The sequence below is a fragment of the Duganella rivi genome, assembly GCF_009857435.1.
Taxonomy (GTDB): Bacteria; Pseudomonadota; Gammaproteobacteria; order Burkholderiales; family Burkholderiaceae_D; genus Rugamonas; species Rugamonas rivi.
Map to the genome: position 1 here is coordinate 431675 of NZ_WWCK01000006.1, position 14646 is coordinate 446320.

A 14646-nucleotide genomic window follows, 5' to 3' on the forward strand; every position below is an offset into this window, starting at 1 on the left:
CCAATTCCACTCCGGGCACTACATTCAGTTACATTATTTTGTCTTCAAATTTCCACTTGCGTGCCAAGTTCAATCACGCGGTTCGGTGGAATCTGGTAGTAGTCGGCGGCGCCGCGCGCATTGCGTGACATCGCCACAAACAGGTGCTCGCGCCAGGTCGCCATGCCGGAGCCCGGCGACGAAATCACGGTCTGGCGGGCAATAAAGAAGGAGGTCTCCATCATCTCAAACGGCAGGCCGAGGCATTCGCACAGTTGCAGCCCGCGCGGAATATCCGGTTCATCCTTGAAGCCGTAGTAGACGCTGACCTGGTAGCACTGGTGCCCCAGGTCGGTGACTTTGACCTGCTCCGCTTCCGCAACATACGGTTCCTCGATGATGTGCACGGTCAGGAATACCACGCGCTCGTGCAGCACCTTGTTGTGCGACAGGTTGTGCAGCAGCGCGTGCGGCACGCCGTCGCTCTCGCCGCGCATGAAGATGGCGGTGCCGTAGACGCGGGTCGGCGGCGCGACAAACAGCGAGGACAGGAATTCTTCCAGCGGAATCGCGTGCTTTTGCAGATTTTCGAACACCAGCTCACGGCCGCGCTTCCAGGTCAGCATCACGGTGAACAGCACCACGCCCAGCAGCAGCGGGAACCAGCCGCCGTGGAACAGTTTCAGGGTGCTGGCCGAGAACAGTGCAATGTCCAGCGCGAGGAAGAAGCCGGTCGCGCCGAAGCACAGCGCCAGCGGCAGGTGCCAGCGGTAGCGGATCACAAAGAAGGTCAGCACGGTGGTGGCCAGCATAGTGGCGGTCACAGCGATGCCGTAGGCGCCGGCCAGCTTGTCGGAGGAACCGAAACCGATCACCGCCAGCAGCACCACGCCCAGTTGCAGCCAATTGACGGCCGGGATGTAGATCTGGCCGATTTCGCTAGCCGAGGTGTGCAGGATGCGCATGCGCGGCAGCAGGCCCAGCGCGATGGCTTGCTTGGTCATCGAGAAGGTGCCGGAAATGGTCGCCTGCGAGGCGATCACCGCGGCCGCCGTCGACAGCACCACCAGCGGGTACACGGCCCATTCGCCGAGCTGGTGGAAGAAGGGATTGTCCACCGTCTCCGGGCGCGTCATTAGCAGCGCGCCCTGGCCCAGGTAGTTCAGCGCCAGCGCCGGGAACACAATCAGGAACCACGCCACGCGGATCGGCCGCTTGCCGAAGTGGCCCATGTCGGCGTACAGCGCCTCGGCGCCGGTCAGCGCCAGCACCACCGCGCCCAGCGCGACGAAGGCGATCATGCGGTTTTCGTACATGAAGGTCAGCGCGCGGAACGGGTTCAGCGCGAACAGGATTTGCGGCGCTTCGGCGATGTTGATTACGCCCATCACGGCCAGCGCGGCAAACCATACCACCATGATCGGGCCGAAGAAGCGGCCGATGCCGGCAGTACCGTGGCGCTGCATGGCGTACAGGGTGATCAGCACGATGATGGTCAGCGGCACGATGTACTGTTCCAGCCCTGGCGCGGCCACTTCCAGACCTTCGATCGCGCCCAGCACCGAGATGGCCGGGGTGATCACGCTGTCGCCGTAGAACATGGTGGCGCCGAACACGCCGAGCAGCATCAGCGGGTAGTGCCACTTCGGCGCGGCCTTGGTGACGGAATTCAGCGCCAAGGCCATCAGCGCCATGATGCCGCCCTCGCCGCGGTTATCGGCACGCAGCACCAGGCTCACGTACTTGAGCGAGACAATGATGGTCAGCCCCCAGAAAATCAGGGAAATGATGCCCAGCAGGTTGGCTTCGCTCAGCGCAAGGCCATGCTCGGGATCGAAGACGGTTTTGAGGGTGTAGAGGGGGCTGGTACCGATGTCGCCATAGACAATGCCGACAGCCGCCAGCGTGAGTGCCGCGAGACTGCTTTTCTTGTGTTGCTCGGTCAAGATTGCACCTGTTGTTGTTTTGGTGCATTGCACAATAGGCGAGGAATACGTAAAAGGCAAGTAGATTTTGGCATGCGCGCACGTTCCAAATGATCAATACCGAGAGTGTACGCCGCTGCGGGCGAGAGCGCGAGTGCCGCGCCTGCGGCGCGCGCACGGATGAGCGATAATGGCAGACCGCCTCCCACTTTTTGCAGTTAATCCACATGAACACAGGTATTTTGTACGCCACCTCGGCTTTTCTCTGCTGGGGTTTGTTCCCGCTGTACTTCCACGCCCTCGACGAAGTGCCGCCGATGCAAATCCTTGCCCATCGCATGCTGTGGTCGCTGCTATTCCTGGTAGTCGTGCTGAGCGCGCGCCAGCAGTGGAAATGGCTGCCGAAGGTGCTGCAACAGCCGCGCGTGCTGCTCAGTTTTGTGGCCAGCGCATTGCTGCTGACGGCCAACTGGGGCGTGTATATCTGGTCGGTGAACAATGGCCATGTGATTGACGCCAGCCTCGGCTACTTCATCAATCCGCTGGTCAACGTGCTGCTGGGGCTGATCGCTCTGAAAGAGCATCTGCGGCGCGGCCAGTGGATCGCCATCGCGGTGGCGGCCGGCGGCGTGGCGTGGCTGACGTGGCAATCGGGCCAGTTGCCGTGGATTGCCTTAATTTTAGGCATCACCTTCGGCGGCTACGGCTTGCTGCGCAAAACGGCGGCACTGGCGGCGCTGGAGGGCTTGTCGCTGGAAACCATGATCCTGTTCCCGCTGGCGTTGGCGTACGTGCTGTGGCTGAGCTTCCATGGCCAGAACACCTTCATCAACACGCCGCACGACAGCACCCGCTGGCTGCTGGCGGCGGCCGGGCCGATCACCGCGATTCCGCTGCTGCTGTTTGCGGCCGGCGCGCGCAAGATTCCGATGGCGGTGCTGGGGCTGATTCAATACGTTTCGCCGACCATGCAGGCGCTGCTGGGTGTGTGGGTATTCCATGAAGCCTTCACGGCCGACCGCGCGATCGGCTTCCTGATCATCTGGGCGGCGCTGGCGCTGTACGTGGCCGAGGGGCTGTGGACGAGCAAACGCGCTAAATAGTGGGAAGATGGCGGGATTTATCGTATCCTGTCGTCCTTCCCTGCATTTCTACCAATTCTTCATCGAGATTCTCAATGGCAAATTACGTCTATACCATGAACCGCGTGGGCAAAATCGTCCCGCCCAAGCGCCAGATCCTGAAAGATATTTCGCTGTCCTTCTTCCCGGGCGCAAAGATCGGCGTGCTGGGCCTGAACGGCTCCGGTAAGTCGACCTTGCTGAAAATTATGGCAGGCATCGATACCGACATCCAGGGCGAAGCGCGCCCGATGCCGGGCCTGAACATCGGCTACCTGCCGCAGGAACCGCAGCTGGATCCAGAAAAAACCGTGCGCCAGGAAGTGGAATCGGGCCTGGGCGAAGCGTTTGAAGCGCAAGCCAAGCTGGACGCCGTGTACGCCGCCTACGCCGAAGAAGACGCTGACTTCGACGCGCTGGCCGCTGAGCAAGCGCGCCTGGAAGCGATCATCTCGTCGTCCGATGGCGGCAACCTGAACCTGCAACTGGAAATGGCCGCCGACGCGCTGCGCCTGCCGCCTTGGGACGCCAAGATCGGCGTGCTGTCCGGTGGCGAGAAGCGCCGCGTGGCGCTGTGCAAACTGCTGCTGTCCAAGCCGGACATGCTGCTGCTCGACGAACCGACCAACCACCTGGACGCCGAGTCCGTCGAATGGCTCGAACAATTCCTGCTGCGCTTCCCGGGCACCGTGGTCGGCATCACCCACGATCGCTACTTCCTCGACAACGCTGCTGAGTGGATTCTGGAACTGGATCGCGGCCATGGCATCCCATGGAAGGGTAACTACTCGTCGTGGCTGGATCAGAAACAAGACCGCCTGAAGCAAGAAGAAGCCACCGAATCGGCCCGCCAGCGCGCGCTGCAAAAAGAACTCGAATGGTCGCGCCAGAATCCGAAAGCGCGCCAGGCCAAGTCGAAAGCCCGTCTGGCCCGCTTCAACGAGCTGAGCGAGTACGAATACCAGAAGCGCAACGAGACGCAGGAGATCTTCATCCCTGTGGCCGAGCGTCTGGGTAATGAAGTGATCGAGTTCAAGAACGTGTCGAAAGGCTTCGGCGACCGTCTGCTGTTGGACAATGTGTCCTTCACGATTCCGCCGGGCGCGATCGTCGGCATTATCGGCCCGAACGGCGCCGGTAAATCGACCCTGTTCAAGATGATCGCCGGCATCGACCAGCCGGACAGCGGCGAAGTGGTGATCGGCAAGACCGCGAAAATCTCGCTGGTCGACCAGAGCCGCGACAAGCTGTCGGACGCCAAGACCGTGTTCGAAGACGTGTCGGGCGGTGCGGACGTGCTGAGCGTGGGCCGCTTTGAAATGCCATCGCGCGCCTACCTGGGCCGCTTCAACTTCAAGGGCGGTGATCAGCAGAAGATCGTCGGCAATCTGTCCGGTGGTGAGCGCGGCCGTCTGCACCTGGCCAAGACCCTGCTCAAGGGCGGCAACGTCCTGCTGCTGGATGAACCGTCGAATGACCTGGACGTGGAAACCCTGCGCGCGCTGGAAGATGCGCTGCTGGAGTTCGCTGGTTCGGTAATGGTGATCTCGCACGATCGCTGGTTCCTGGATCGTATCGCCACCCACATCCTGGCGTTTGAAGGCAACTCCCAAGTTACCTTCTTCGATGGCAACTACCAAGAATACGAAGCCGACAAGAAGAAACGCCTGGGCGAAGAAGGCGCCAAGCCAAAACGCATCCGCTACAAGCCGCTGACGAACTAATTAATCAGCCATAAAAAAAGCCTGCTTACGCAGGCTTTTTAGTTCACGTCATGCGCTTAGAAGTTGTAGCGCAGGCCGGCGGTGATGGCGCCAGCTTTGCGGCCGGTGTCGATATCATTCTTGCCATAGTTTTCGTACTCCAGCGAGACTTTGACGTTTTTGTTGATGGCGTACTCACCACCAACCGAGGCGTACAGCGCGGTCTTGTTATCGCTGCCGCTGACCGAGGCGATGCCGGTGGTGGTCACTTCATTGTGGTTGCGCGCCACGCCCAGCTTGCCGAACACGGCAAAGTCACGCGCCACTGGCCAAGTACCTTTACCGGCCACGTAGTAAGAGTGTGCATCGGTGTTCAGGCCGCCGGCAGCGTTGCCCACGGTGTAGTTGTAGCTGCGCTTGCCGAAGTCCGTGTAGCCGGCTTCCACTGCCCAGGTGCTGTCGATGTTGTAGCCACCGTAGATTTTGCCACCGGCTTTGGTGCCGCTGTGGTTGTCGCCGCTGACAGCGCCAGCGCCGGCACTGTCGAAGTCATAACGGCTGCCAACAACACCAGTACCGATGTAAGCGGTGCCAGCGGCGTCTTGCGTGTTGGATTGAGCGTAAGCGGCAGAGCCACCCAGGGCGGCGGCGGAAGCGACTAAAGCGAACAGAATTTTTTTCATGATTTTGATCTTTCAGCAAAATGGTTGAGACGGACTTGCTTGGGATCGCAGTTGCTATGAATTGCGATGTGTCCAAGATAGCACTCCAACCAACACCTGTGGTCACCGAATTAGTAAGAAGTGTGACGAGATGTAAGCCAAACGATCATTGGTAAATTTCAAGATGCGCCAAACTTAAAACGAGCTTAAAATTCCTCCCAATCCGTTGCCGATTCTTTAACGGTTGACCGCGACGGCGCCGGCCGGGCCAGCCTGGCCACCGGTTTCGCCGCCACGCGCGGTGCCGGACGCGGCCGGGACGGCGCCGCCAGCGCCGGTCCCGACTGCTCCACCCGGAACACACTGACCAGCTCGGCCAGCTTGCGCGCCTGGTCCTGCATCGCTTCCGAGGCCGCCGCCGATTCCTCCACCAGCGCGGCATTCTGCTGCGTCACCTGGTCCATCTGCACGATGGCCTGATTGATCTGCTCGATGCCGGTGGTTTGTTCGCTGCTGGCGGCCTGGATGTCGGCCATGATGTCGGTCACACGCTGGATACTGGAGACGATCTCGCGCATGGTCACGCCCGCCTTGTCCACCTGCCGCGCGCCGTCTCCGACCTTGCTGACCGACTCGTCGATGAGCTGCTTGATCTCCTTGGCGGCCGTGGCCGAGCGGTGTGCCAGCGTCCGCACTTCCGACGCCACCACCGCGAAGCCGCGCCCTTGCTCGCCGGCGCGCGCCGCTTCCACTGCCGCGTTCAGGGCCAGGATGTTGGTCTGGAAGGCGATGCTGTCGATTACGCCGATGATGTCGGCGATTTTGCCGGACGACTGGTTGATGGCATCCATGGTGCCGATGACCTCGTCCACCACGACACCGCCTTTTTGCGCCACGCTGGACGCCGAGCGCGCCAGTTCATTGGCCTGGCGCGCGTTGTCGGCGTTCGCCTTGACGGTGGAGGTCAGTTCCTCCATGGAGGACGCAGTTTCCTCCAACGCTCCGGCCTGCTCCTCGGTGCGCGCCGACAGGTCCTGCGTGCCGCTGGCAATCTGCGCCGAAGCTGTGGCGATCATATCCGTGCCAACGCGGACCTGGCCTACAATGCCGCCCAGGCTGTCACGCATGTGTTTCATGGCGAACAGCACGCTGGCTTGATCATTATGTTTGAGCGCGACATCGACCGTGAGGTCGCCGTCGGCAATCTTGCTAGCCACTTCAGCGGCGTAGGCCGGCTCGCCACCCAGCTGGCGGGTCAGGCTGCGCGCGATCAGCGCCCCAAGCCCCAGGCCCAGTGCCAGGCTGCCGATCACCAGGCCGAACATGACCATCATGCTCGATTGATACAGGGACGCAGTTTCGGCCGCCTTGTCGTTGGCGCGTACTTCCTTAAGCTTGGTCATTGCGGTCAGCATATCGTCCAGCACGTTGGCCTGGCTGCGCGCGCTGGTCAGCAACTGCGTCAGCTCGGCGTTACGCTCATGCAGCGGTTCGGCTTGCGCGCGGTCGAGCGCGGCATTCAGCAAGCGCCGGTAGACCTGCGCCTCGCGCGCATAATCCGCCAGCAACTTCTTGCCCTCCGGCGCGACGAACAGGGGCGCCGCCTTGGCCAGGTAATCATCGATGACCACCAGATAGTTCTCAATGTCCTTGCGGTGGCCAGCGCGTTCCTGCTCCGATGTCGCCAGCAAGAAGTTGCCACGGGAGCGGCCGGCGTAAATCAGGTTGATGTTGGCTTCCTTGATGTACGACAGACCCATCAAGTCTTCCTGGTACATGGTGGCGGCCATGCCGTTAATACGGCTCATGTTGAAAATGCCGATGCAGGCGACGATGGCGCCCAGCACCGCAACGCACGCAAATCCTGCTATCAGTTTGGTACCGACTTTCATATCTTTGAACATAATGCGCTCCTTGGCGAAAGCTGCGACGGGCAGGTCGATGCAACATATCAGCTAGTGAAGCGCTTGTGTCACCCGCGCGTGCGCCGCCTACGCCACGCTTGCGGCGGTTTCAGCGCATCGTTCTGAACAAACGCTTGCGCGGTGGTCGTAGCGACAGCAGGTTCACCGTTTGTTCAGCACAATTGGCGCCCGGCGCCAGGAAAATTTTTTACCGGATTTCGCAAACTGTTACGCCGATCCAACAGATCATCGGGGCGCCCGAGGCTTGCACGGCGCAGTACACTGGTGGCATCAGGGAGACAGCATGATGACATTGATGCCCATCGGAGATGTCGAAAGACACACTGGCATTCCACAAGCGACACAGCGCATGTGGGAGCGCCGCTACGGCTTTCCGCGACCGCTGCGCGACGAGTTCGGCCACCGCGTGTACCCCGCCCATCAGATTGAGCGGCTGCTGAAGATCCGGCGCTTGCTGGGGCAAGGCTACCGCGCGGGCAAACTGCTCAGCGGCGGCGCCGACCTGACCGAACTGGTCGAGGCCGCACGCGCGCCAGAGCGGCCACAGCATGCGGCAATCCAGCTACTGCGCCAATACCGCTTCGACGAGTTCCGCAATCTGCTGCAGCAGCGCCTGATGGCGCTGGGCTTGCGCCGCTTCATCATCGATATCCTGGCGCCGCTGAACGCCGAAGTGGGCGACGCATGGCAGCAAGGTTGGCTGCCGGTACGCTGTGAACACGCATACGGCGTGCAGGTGTCCATGCTGATTCACAACGCCCTGTCCACCATGCATTCGGCGTCCGGCCGGCCGCGGGTAATGCTGGCGACGCTCCACGGCGAACAGCACGGGCTCGGTAACCTGATGGTGGAAGCCGTCCTGGCCACATTGGCCGCGCCATGCGTTCAGATGGGCACCGGGCTGCCGATGAACGAGATCATCGAAGCTGCGCGCGAAGCGGACGCCGACATCGTCGGGTTGTCGTTCAGTTCCTTCAGCTCGCGCAAGCAGGTCACGCAGATGCTGCACGACATCCGCACTGCACTGCCGCCCACAGTAACGTTGTGGGCCGGGGGTGGCGGCGTGCCAGGCGATCTGCCGCAGCAAAACGGCGTGCTGCTGTTCCGTGAACTGGAGCGGATCGAATCGGCGGTGGCAGAGTGGCGCAGCCACCACAACGCAGAGCCGCTGCCATTCAGGCAATCAGGCGGAAGGTCAAATTGACGCGCGGCCCGCGCGGTGTGCGTTCCTTGTTGATGCCATGCAGCCAGTGCTGCTGCAGCGCGCCCGCCATCAGCAGCAGGCAGCCGTCGCCCAGCGCCAGCTTGACCGTTTTCGGCAGCGTGCGGTGCTTGAGGATGAACGTGCGCGGCGCGCCGAAGCTGACCGAGGCGATGGCCGGCTCGGGGCCCAGCTCGCGCTCATCGTCGGCATGGAAGCCCATGCTGTCGCGCTCGTCGCGGTAGTAGTTGAGCAGCACGCTGTTGAAGCGCCGTCCGGTCGCGCGTTCGACGGCTTGCTTGATGTGCAGCTGCAGCGCGGTGAACGGCTGCGGATGGAAGGTCTTGCCGGAATAGCGGTAGCTGGCCTCGCCGTGCCACGCCGACAGGCGCGGCTGCATGTGCAATTTACCCCAGACCTGGATCTGTTCTTCGCGCCAGTCGGTCTCGGCCAGCAGGCGGCGCATCACCTCGTCCGGCGCCAGGTCCAGCGCCAGCCGCTGCTGGAACCACAGTTCGCCATCGTCGATGGGAATCGGCGTGAGCTGGGCGTCGTCGGCAAATAAGTCCATGCGCGGTATGATACCGGCACTACGCATACTAGGAGTGATTGCATGAAGAAACGCCAGTTCCTGGGCACGGCCGCATTGGCCGGCTTGTCTGCCGCCATTGCCGCGCCGGCGCATGCCGCCGCCGCCAGCGGCCCCGTCCTGCTGACCGTCACCGGCGCCATCGGCGCGGGCAACCGCGGCAAGCTCGACCCGGTGCGGGATCAGATGATGGTCAAGCAAAAGCTCAGCTTCGACAAGGCGCACACCTTCGACTACGCGGCGCTGACCGCGCTGCCCGCCGTCACCATCAAGCCGACGCTGGAATACGATGGCAAGCAGCACACGCTGCGCGGTCCGCTGCTGCTGGATGTGATGAAGGCGGCTGGCGCCAGGATGAACGACAACAGCAAACTGGTGCTGCGCGCGATTGATGGTTTCGCCGCCGTCGTGACGGTGGCGCAAGCGAAAGCGCAGCGCTACATCGTGGCCACCCATCTGGATGGCGCACCGATGGCGCTGGGCGGCCTGGGGCCGCTGTGGGCCGTGTACGACGCAGACAAAGTCCCCGACATGGCGGCCAAGCCGGTCTCTGACCGCTTCGGCCTATGCCCCTGGGGCTTGTATCACATCGACGTACAGGCTTAGTGCAAATTAAGCGTAAGCTTCAGCCAAGCTCATCACGCGTGGCGTGATGGTGATGCCGACGCCGTTGAACAGCGCGTTGATGGCAGCCATATTGGCTTCCAGTTCTTCGGCTTTCCAGCCTTCGAACAGGTCGGTACCGGCTTTTTGGAAGTGCAGATCCAGCACCTTGCCGCGGTCTTTGTGGGTGTAGCCGCCGCTGTAGGTCTGTTTGAATCCCAGCGCGGCCAGTTGCGCCAGCACTTCCGCCGGAGGATTGTCCGGGTCGGTGGCGATGAACACGCCGAAGGTTTTGCCAGGCGGCTTGGCAGCGACATCAACGTCGTAAATCCCAGGCGCTTTCGTTACGGTCGTACTTTTCAGAAATAACATGTTCTTACCCCTACTATCCAGATTTGGCGCCGGTTAAGCTTGCAGCTTGATTCTTGTAGAAAAGATTCCAAGAATCAAGCTTATTGCTAATTCAGAGGTTTGTCGACACATCCCGGTACTTATTTTGTGAATTCGTAGCAATACAACTGCAAACAACTGTCCTTGACAAAGGTTACACCTACTTAAAATATAGTTGTTAAGTAGTAATTTGCAAGGAGTTACGTACTTATATGCTATTTCTGCTGTTTTCTCCGGGCTAAGTCTGTGGTCGGAGCAATAAGAGACCGATACAACGCTCCGGTTTCCTCATCCCACGCGCTAACCGCTGCTTGCTGGCGCGCCACGGTGGCCAGGTCGCCGCGCGCGATGGGCCCGCTGAGTGCGGCGGCGGCGCCAAGGCGGAACACATTCGCCATCGATTCGCTGGCCAGTGGCTGCGCCAACTGGCGCGCCACCGGCTCGGGAATGCCTGCTGCCTGGTAGGCGCGCAGCGCGGCGTCCAGCACCGTCACGAGGTAGTTACTGGCGAACACGGCGGCCGCGTGGTACACCGTCTTGGCGGCGGCGTTGATAGTCACCGGCTGCGCGCCGATGGCCTGCAAGGCCGGCGTCAGCACCGCCAGCGCGCCTTCATCCCCCTCAATGCCGCAGAACGTGCCTGAAAATTGTGCAACCACCGCCGCCGGATCGGCAAAACTGCGGATCGGGTGCACGCTGGCGACCAGCGCACCGGCGTCGCGCGCGGCCTGCAAGCGATCCGACGCCAGCGCGCCGCTGCAATGAAACACTATGCTGCCGTGCAAGGGCACTGCGCGCGCCAAGGCCTCGCTGGCCGGCACGATCTGGTCGTCGCCCACCGCCAGTACATGGATGGCCGCCGGCTGCAGCTGGTCATATGCAGTCGCGACGCTGCCCGCGCCGATAAAGTCCACCGCGTGCTGCGCCGAGGCCGGCGAACGCGTCAGCACTCGCTGAATGCGGAAGCCTTGCGCCGCCAGCAGTTTGCCCAGCACGCGGCCGACATGGCCAGCGCCGATCAGATTGACCGTCTGTCCCATTAGAACCCCGATCCCGGCTGCTTGAGGAAGGCCAACTCGGCCGGCGTCGATGGCCGGTCAAGAATGGCGTTGCGATGCGGGAAGCGACCGAAGCGGTGTATCACCTCGCGATGGCGCTTGGCAAAGTCGAGCATGCCGGCCAAGCCCTGATTGCCGGCCCCGGTCTCGGCCAGCCCCGTGAACAAGGCGACGGCCTGCTCCTGCATCGCCATGTCTTCCGCATGCTCCAGCGGCAGGTAGACAAAGGCGCGCTGCAAAGGCGGCAACAACTGGTCGTCGCCGGCCTCGATCATATCGAGCGCGGCCTGCAGGGCCAGGTGGTCGCCGGCAAACGCCAGCGGCGTGCCGCGATGCACGTTGCGGCAAAACTGGTCGAGCAGCAGGATGCGCGCCAGCGCGGCTTGCGGGCCTTCGGCATCCCACTGGCGCAGACCGCCTTCCAGCGCCTGCGCAATCTCGTCGCCGAAGCGTTGCTCGATCTCGCGGTCGAAGGCGTCGTCCTTTTGGAACCATACGCGCCGCTGCGCGTCCGTGCCCGCAAACCAGAAATCAAAGACTGCCTGCGCTTGTGCGTTCATATTCAGTTGCGTGCGTGGGTGAGCTGGAAGCTGTGAATGCCATCAAATTCGGCTAACTCCGCCGATAATACCGCCATCGTCGCGCCACTGCGCTTACTGAGGGCGATCGCCACGAAGCGCCATTCCTGCATGCCGCCCTCGCTGCCTATCATCATCGAGCCGCCGGCGATTTCATAGCCGCGCTGCAAGGCCATCTCCCTCAGCGCCGGCTCCTGCGGCTTATAGCCAGCCTTGAAGCGCATGGTAATCGCAATCGCATGGCGCGATGGCAGCCACGCTTCCACCCGGGTCAGGAAAATCATCGAGCCAGCGCACAAGATAGCCAGCCCGATGGCGCCGAGGTAAAAGCCCACGCCGACCATCACGCCGATGACTGACGAGGCCCAGATCGAGGCCGCCGTAGTCAGCCCACTAATATTAAAGCCTTCGCGCATGATGACGCCGGCGCCGAGGAAGCCGATGCCGGTGACGATGCCTTGAATGACGCGGGTCGGATCGGAATTCACCAGGTACTGCGACACATGGCCGCCAAACCAATGTCCCGGATAGCCGCCGATCACAGTCAGTGCAGCCGAAGCCATGCACACCAGGCCGTAGGTGCGCATGCCGGCGGCGCGCCCATGGTAAGAGCGCTCATAGCCCACCAGCAAGCCCAGCGCCAAGGCGCCCAGCAAGTTCAACAGGATCACCGCGTTGGTGGCGATCTCGGCATGAGACCAATAGGCTTGCAGGAATTCGATGGCGGGCATGGTGCGCCTCTTTCTTATTTTTTAAGCTGTTTTTCGAACGCGATATCGAGCTTGCTCACGCGCTTGGGCGCTTCCGGTGCAATGGTTTTAACGAAGGCGACGAAATCATCGAGCTCCATCGGCGGGCACAGCGGCGGATTGCCGGCGCCGTCGGACAGGAAGAAGTGACCGCTGCCGGTCACCGACATCGAATATTTTTCGTTGCCGCTGCGGCGTTTCAGGCGGTCGACCGCCGTGGTGGCCTTGGTTGCGCGTCCGCTCATGCCAGCACCTCCGTGCGTTGTTCCAGCCATGCCAGCGCATCGCCCGACAGCAGCGGCGACAGGCGCTTGCGCACCGTGGCGTGGTAATCGTTGAGCCAGCGTTTCTCATCGTCGCGCAGCAGCGTTGGTTCAATGCAGCGGGTGTCGATCGGGCACAGGGTCAGCGTTTCAAAGTTGAGGAATTCGCCAAACTCGGTCTGCCCGGCGGCGCGGTTCAGCACCAGGTTCTCGATGCGGATGCCCCAGCGGCCGGGACGGTACAAGCCCGGTTCAATGGAAGTAATCATGCCCGGCTCCATCGCCGTGTGCGCTTCCGGCATGGTGGATGGCGAAATCGACTGCGGGCCTTCGTGCACATTCAGGAAGTAGCCGACGCCGTGGCCGGTGCCGTGGCCGAAGTCCAGTCCCTCGGCCCACAGCGGCGCGCGGGCGATGGCGTCCAGCATTGGCGACTTGGCGCCGCGCGGGAAGCGGGCGGCGGACAAGGCGATCATGCCTTTCAGTACCAGCGTGAAATCGCGGCGGTGCTCGTCGGTGATGCGGCCTACCGCCACCACGCGGGTGATGTCGGTGGTGCCGCCCAGGTATTGGCCGCCGGAATCGATCAGCAGCAGGTTGTTGCCCTCGATGGTGGCGTGGCGCGCCTCAGTGGCGCGGTAATGCATGATCGCGCCGTTGGGGCCAAAGCCGGCGATGGTCGCAAAGCTTGGGCTGATGAAGCCGGGACGGCGCGCGCGGGCGGCGGTGATTTGCTTGTCGATCTCCAGCTCGGTCAGTGGATCGCGCTGGGGATTGGCCAGGGTTTGTTCCAGCCAAGTGAAGAATTCGCACAGGGCGGCGCCGTCCTGTTCCATGGTGGCGCGCACATGGATGGCGTCCTGCTCGCTCTTGCGCGACTTGGCCAGCGTGGTCGGGTTGATCGATTCAATGACCTTCACCTTGGCCGGGATCCACTGGCGGGTGCCGTAAGTGATGCGGCGCGGGTCGAGCAGTACGGCGGCGTCGGCAGGCAAGGCGGCCAGCGCGGCGGCGGCCGAGGCGTAGGGGGCGACGTCGATGCCTTCGTCGGCCAGCGCGGTGCGCAATTCCGGTGAAATCTTGCCATCAGCCACGTATAACGTGGCGCGGGTGGCTGTGATCAGGGCGTGCGACAGGAAGATCGGGTTGAAATTGACGTCAGCGCCGCGCAGGTTGAACAGGTAGGCGATATCGTCCAGCGTCGAAATCAGATGACGGTTGGCGCCGGCTTGCTGCATGGCGGCGCGCAGGTCGGCCAGCTTGCCGCTGCGGCTTTTCGAGGCGTAGGGCGGCAGATGCTCGTATATCGACGCGGCCGGCAACGCTGGACGGTCTGGCCAGACTTGTTCCAGCAAGTCGAGTTCGGTACGCAGCTTGACGTCTTTGGCGTCCAGCGCGGTTTGCAGCAGGCGAGCGATGGCGAGGCCGAGCACGGTGCCATCGACAGCCAGCGTTTGGCCGGACTTCAGGTGGCTTGCCAGCCAGTCAACATATTGCACGCTGGCGCCGGAGGTCAGCTTCATCAGCTGAATGCCCGTTTCAGCCAATTGCTGTTCGGCTTGCGTCCAATAGCGGGCATCAGTCCAGATACCGGCGAATTCCGGCGTGATGATCAGGGTGCCGACCGAGCCGGTAAAACCGGACGCCCATTCGCGGCCTTGCCAGCGTTCGGGCAAATATTCGGACAGGTGGGGATCGGCGGACGGAATCATCAGCGCATCAATATGCTGCTGGCGCATGGCCGCCCGCAACAGCGCGAGGCGCTCGGCGACTTGGGAAGGGTCTGGAGTATTCATGGGGAAAGCTCAAAATATCTTGCCCCTATGATACCGCGATTACTTGATCTGCCGCTAAACGGCTGTGTAGGCGAATGATTTAATGGCTCAGCTTGTTGTGTTAA

Annotated in this window: 14 protein-coding genes; 4 read left to right on the forward strand and 10 right to left on the reverse strand. The window is 62.1% G+C overall.

Annotated elements, in window-relative coordinates; all coding sequences use genetic code 11:
- Positions 1-44: 44 nt before the first annotated feature.
- Positions 45-1925 carry a potassium transporter Kup gene (locus GTP45_RS21410; protein ID WP_161015877.1) on the reverse strand — a complete coding sequence of 627 codons (1881 nt, stop codon included), beginning with the start codon at positions 1923-1925 and terminating at the stop codon, positions 45-47.
- Positions 1926-2131: 206 nt separating this feature from the next.
- On the opposite strand from GTP45_RS21410, the gene rarD reads away from it, so the two are divergent.
- A complete protein-coding gene (gene rarD / locus GTP45_RS21415) occupies positions 2132-3007 on the forward strand; it encodes an EamA family transporter RarD (RefSeq protein WP_161015878.1) in 876 nt (291 codons plus the stop codon).
- 74 nt (positions 3008-3081) lie between these two features.
- The gene (gene ettA, locus GTP45_RS21420; protein WP_072782810.1) at positions 3082-4749 is read left to right on the forward strand and encodes an energy-dependent translational throttle protein EttA; all 1668 of its coding nucleotides are present in this window, start codon (positions 3082-3084) and stop codon (positions 4747-4749) included.
- 56 nt (positions 4750-4805) lie between these two features.
- Here the strand turns inward: ettA and GTP45_RS21425 are convergent, their stop codons facing one another.
- Together GTP45_RS21425 and GTP45_RS21430 are read right to left on the reverse strand one after the other, a co-directional pair.
- A complete protein-coding gene (locus GTP45_RS21425) occupies positions 4806-5411 on the reverse strand; it encodes an outer membrane beta-barrel protein (RefSeq protein WP_161015879.1) in 606 nt (201 codons plus the stop codon).
- A gap of 185 nt (positions 5412-5596) precedes the next feature.
- Positions 5597-7294: a methyl-accepting chemotaxis protein gene (locus GTP45_RS21430; RefSeq protein WP_161015880.1), complete on the reverse strand. Its 1698-nt coding sequence runs from the start codon at positions 7292-7294 to the stop codon at positions 5597-5599.
- 304 nt (positions 7295-7598) lie between these two features.
- Here GTP45_RS21430 and GTP45_RS21435 point away from each other — a divergent pair, with 304 nt between their 5' ends.
- Positions 7599-8519, forward strand: coding sequence for a MerR family transcriptional regulator (locus tag GTP45_RS21435; protein ID WP_161015881.1), 921 nt, complete (start codon positions 7599-7601; stop codon positions 8517-8519).
- Here the strand turns inward: GTP45_RS21435 and GTP45_RS21440 are convergent.
- Complete coding sequence (locus GTP45_RS21440) at positions 8491-9087, reverse strand: alpha-ketoglutarate-dependent dioxygenase AlkB family protein (protein ID WP_161015882.1); 597 nt, start codon at positions 9085-9087, stop codon at positions 8491-8493. The genes GTP45_RS21435 and GTP45_RS21440 overlap by 29 nt on opposite strands.
- A 42-nt stretch (positions 9088-9129) precedes the next feature.
- Here GTP45_RS21440 and GTP45_RS21445 point away from each other — a divergent pair, with 42 nt between their 5' ends.
- Complete coding sequence (locus GTP45_RS21445) at positions 9130-9711, forward strand: putative pterin-binding protein (protein ID WP_161015883.1); 582 nt, start codon at positions 9130-9132, stop codon at positions 9709-9711.
- A gap of 6 nt (positions 9712-9717) precedes the next feature.
- On the opposite strand, the gene GTP45_RS21450 is transcribed toward GTP45_RS21445, so the two are convergent.
- The 6 genes from GTP45_RS21450 to GTP45_RS21475 form a co-directional block, all read right to left on the reverse strand.
- Positions 9718-10080, reverse strand: a complete 363-nt coding sequence (locus GTP45_RS21450; protein WP_161015884.1) for a hypothetical protein — start codon at positions 10078-10080, stop codon at positions 9718-9720.
- Between the two features lie 233 nt (positions 10081-10313).
- Complete coding sequence (locus GTP45_RS21455; RefSeq protein WP_161015885.1) at positions 10314-11138, reverse strand: Rossmann-like and DUF2520 domain-containing protein; 825 nt, start codon at positions 11136-11138, stop codon at positions 10314-10316.
- Positions 11138-11716 carry a DUF924 family protein gene (locus GTP45_RS21460; protein WP_161015886.1) on the reverse strand — a complete coding sequence of 193 codons (579 nt, stop codon included), beginning with the start codon at positions 11714-11716 and terminating at the stop codon, positions 11138-11140. Before GTP45_RS21460 ends, GTP45_RS21455 begins: the two co-directional genes overlap by 1 nt.
- A 2-nt stretch (positions 11717-11718) precedes the next feature.
- Positions 11719-12465: an MgtC/SapB family protein gene (locus tag GTP45_RS21465; protein WP_161015887.1), complete on the reverse strand. Its 747-nt coding sequence runs from the start codon at positions 12463-12465 to the stop codon at positions 11719-11721.
- A 14-nt stretch (positions 12466-12479) separates the two neighbouring features.
- Positions 12480-12728, reverse strand: a complete 249-nt coding sequence (locus GTP45_RS21470) for a hypothetical protein (RefSeq protein ID WP_161015888.1) — start codon at positions 12726-12728, stop codon at positions 12480-12482.
- Entirely contained in the window at positions 12725-14542 is a 1818-nt protein-coding gene (locus GTP45_RS21475; RefSeq protein ID WP_161015889.1) for an aminopeptidase P family protein, read from the reverse strand. The genes GTP45_RS21470 and GTP45_RS21475 overlap by 4 nt, the downstream gene beginning before the upstream one ends.
- Positions 14543-14646: the final 104 nt, after the last annotated feature.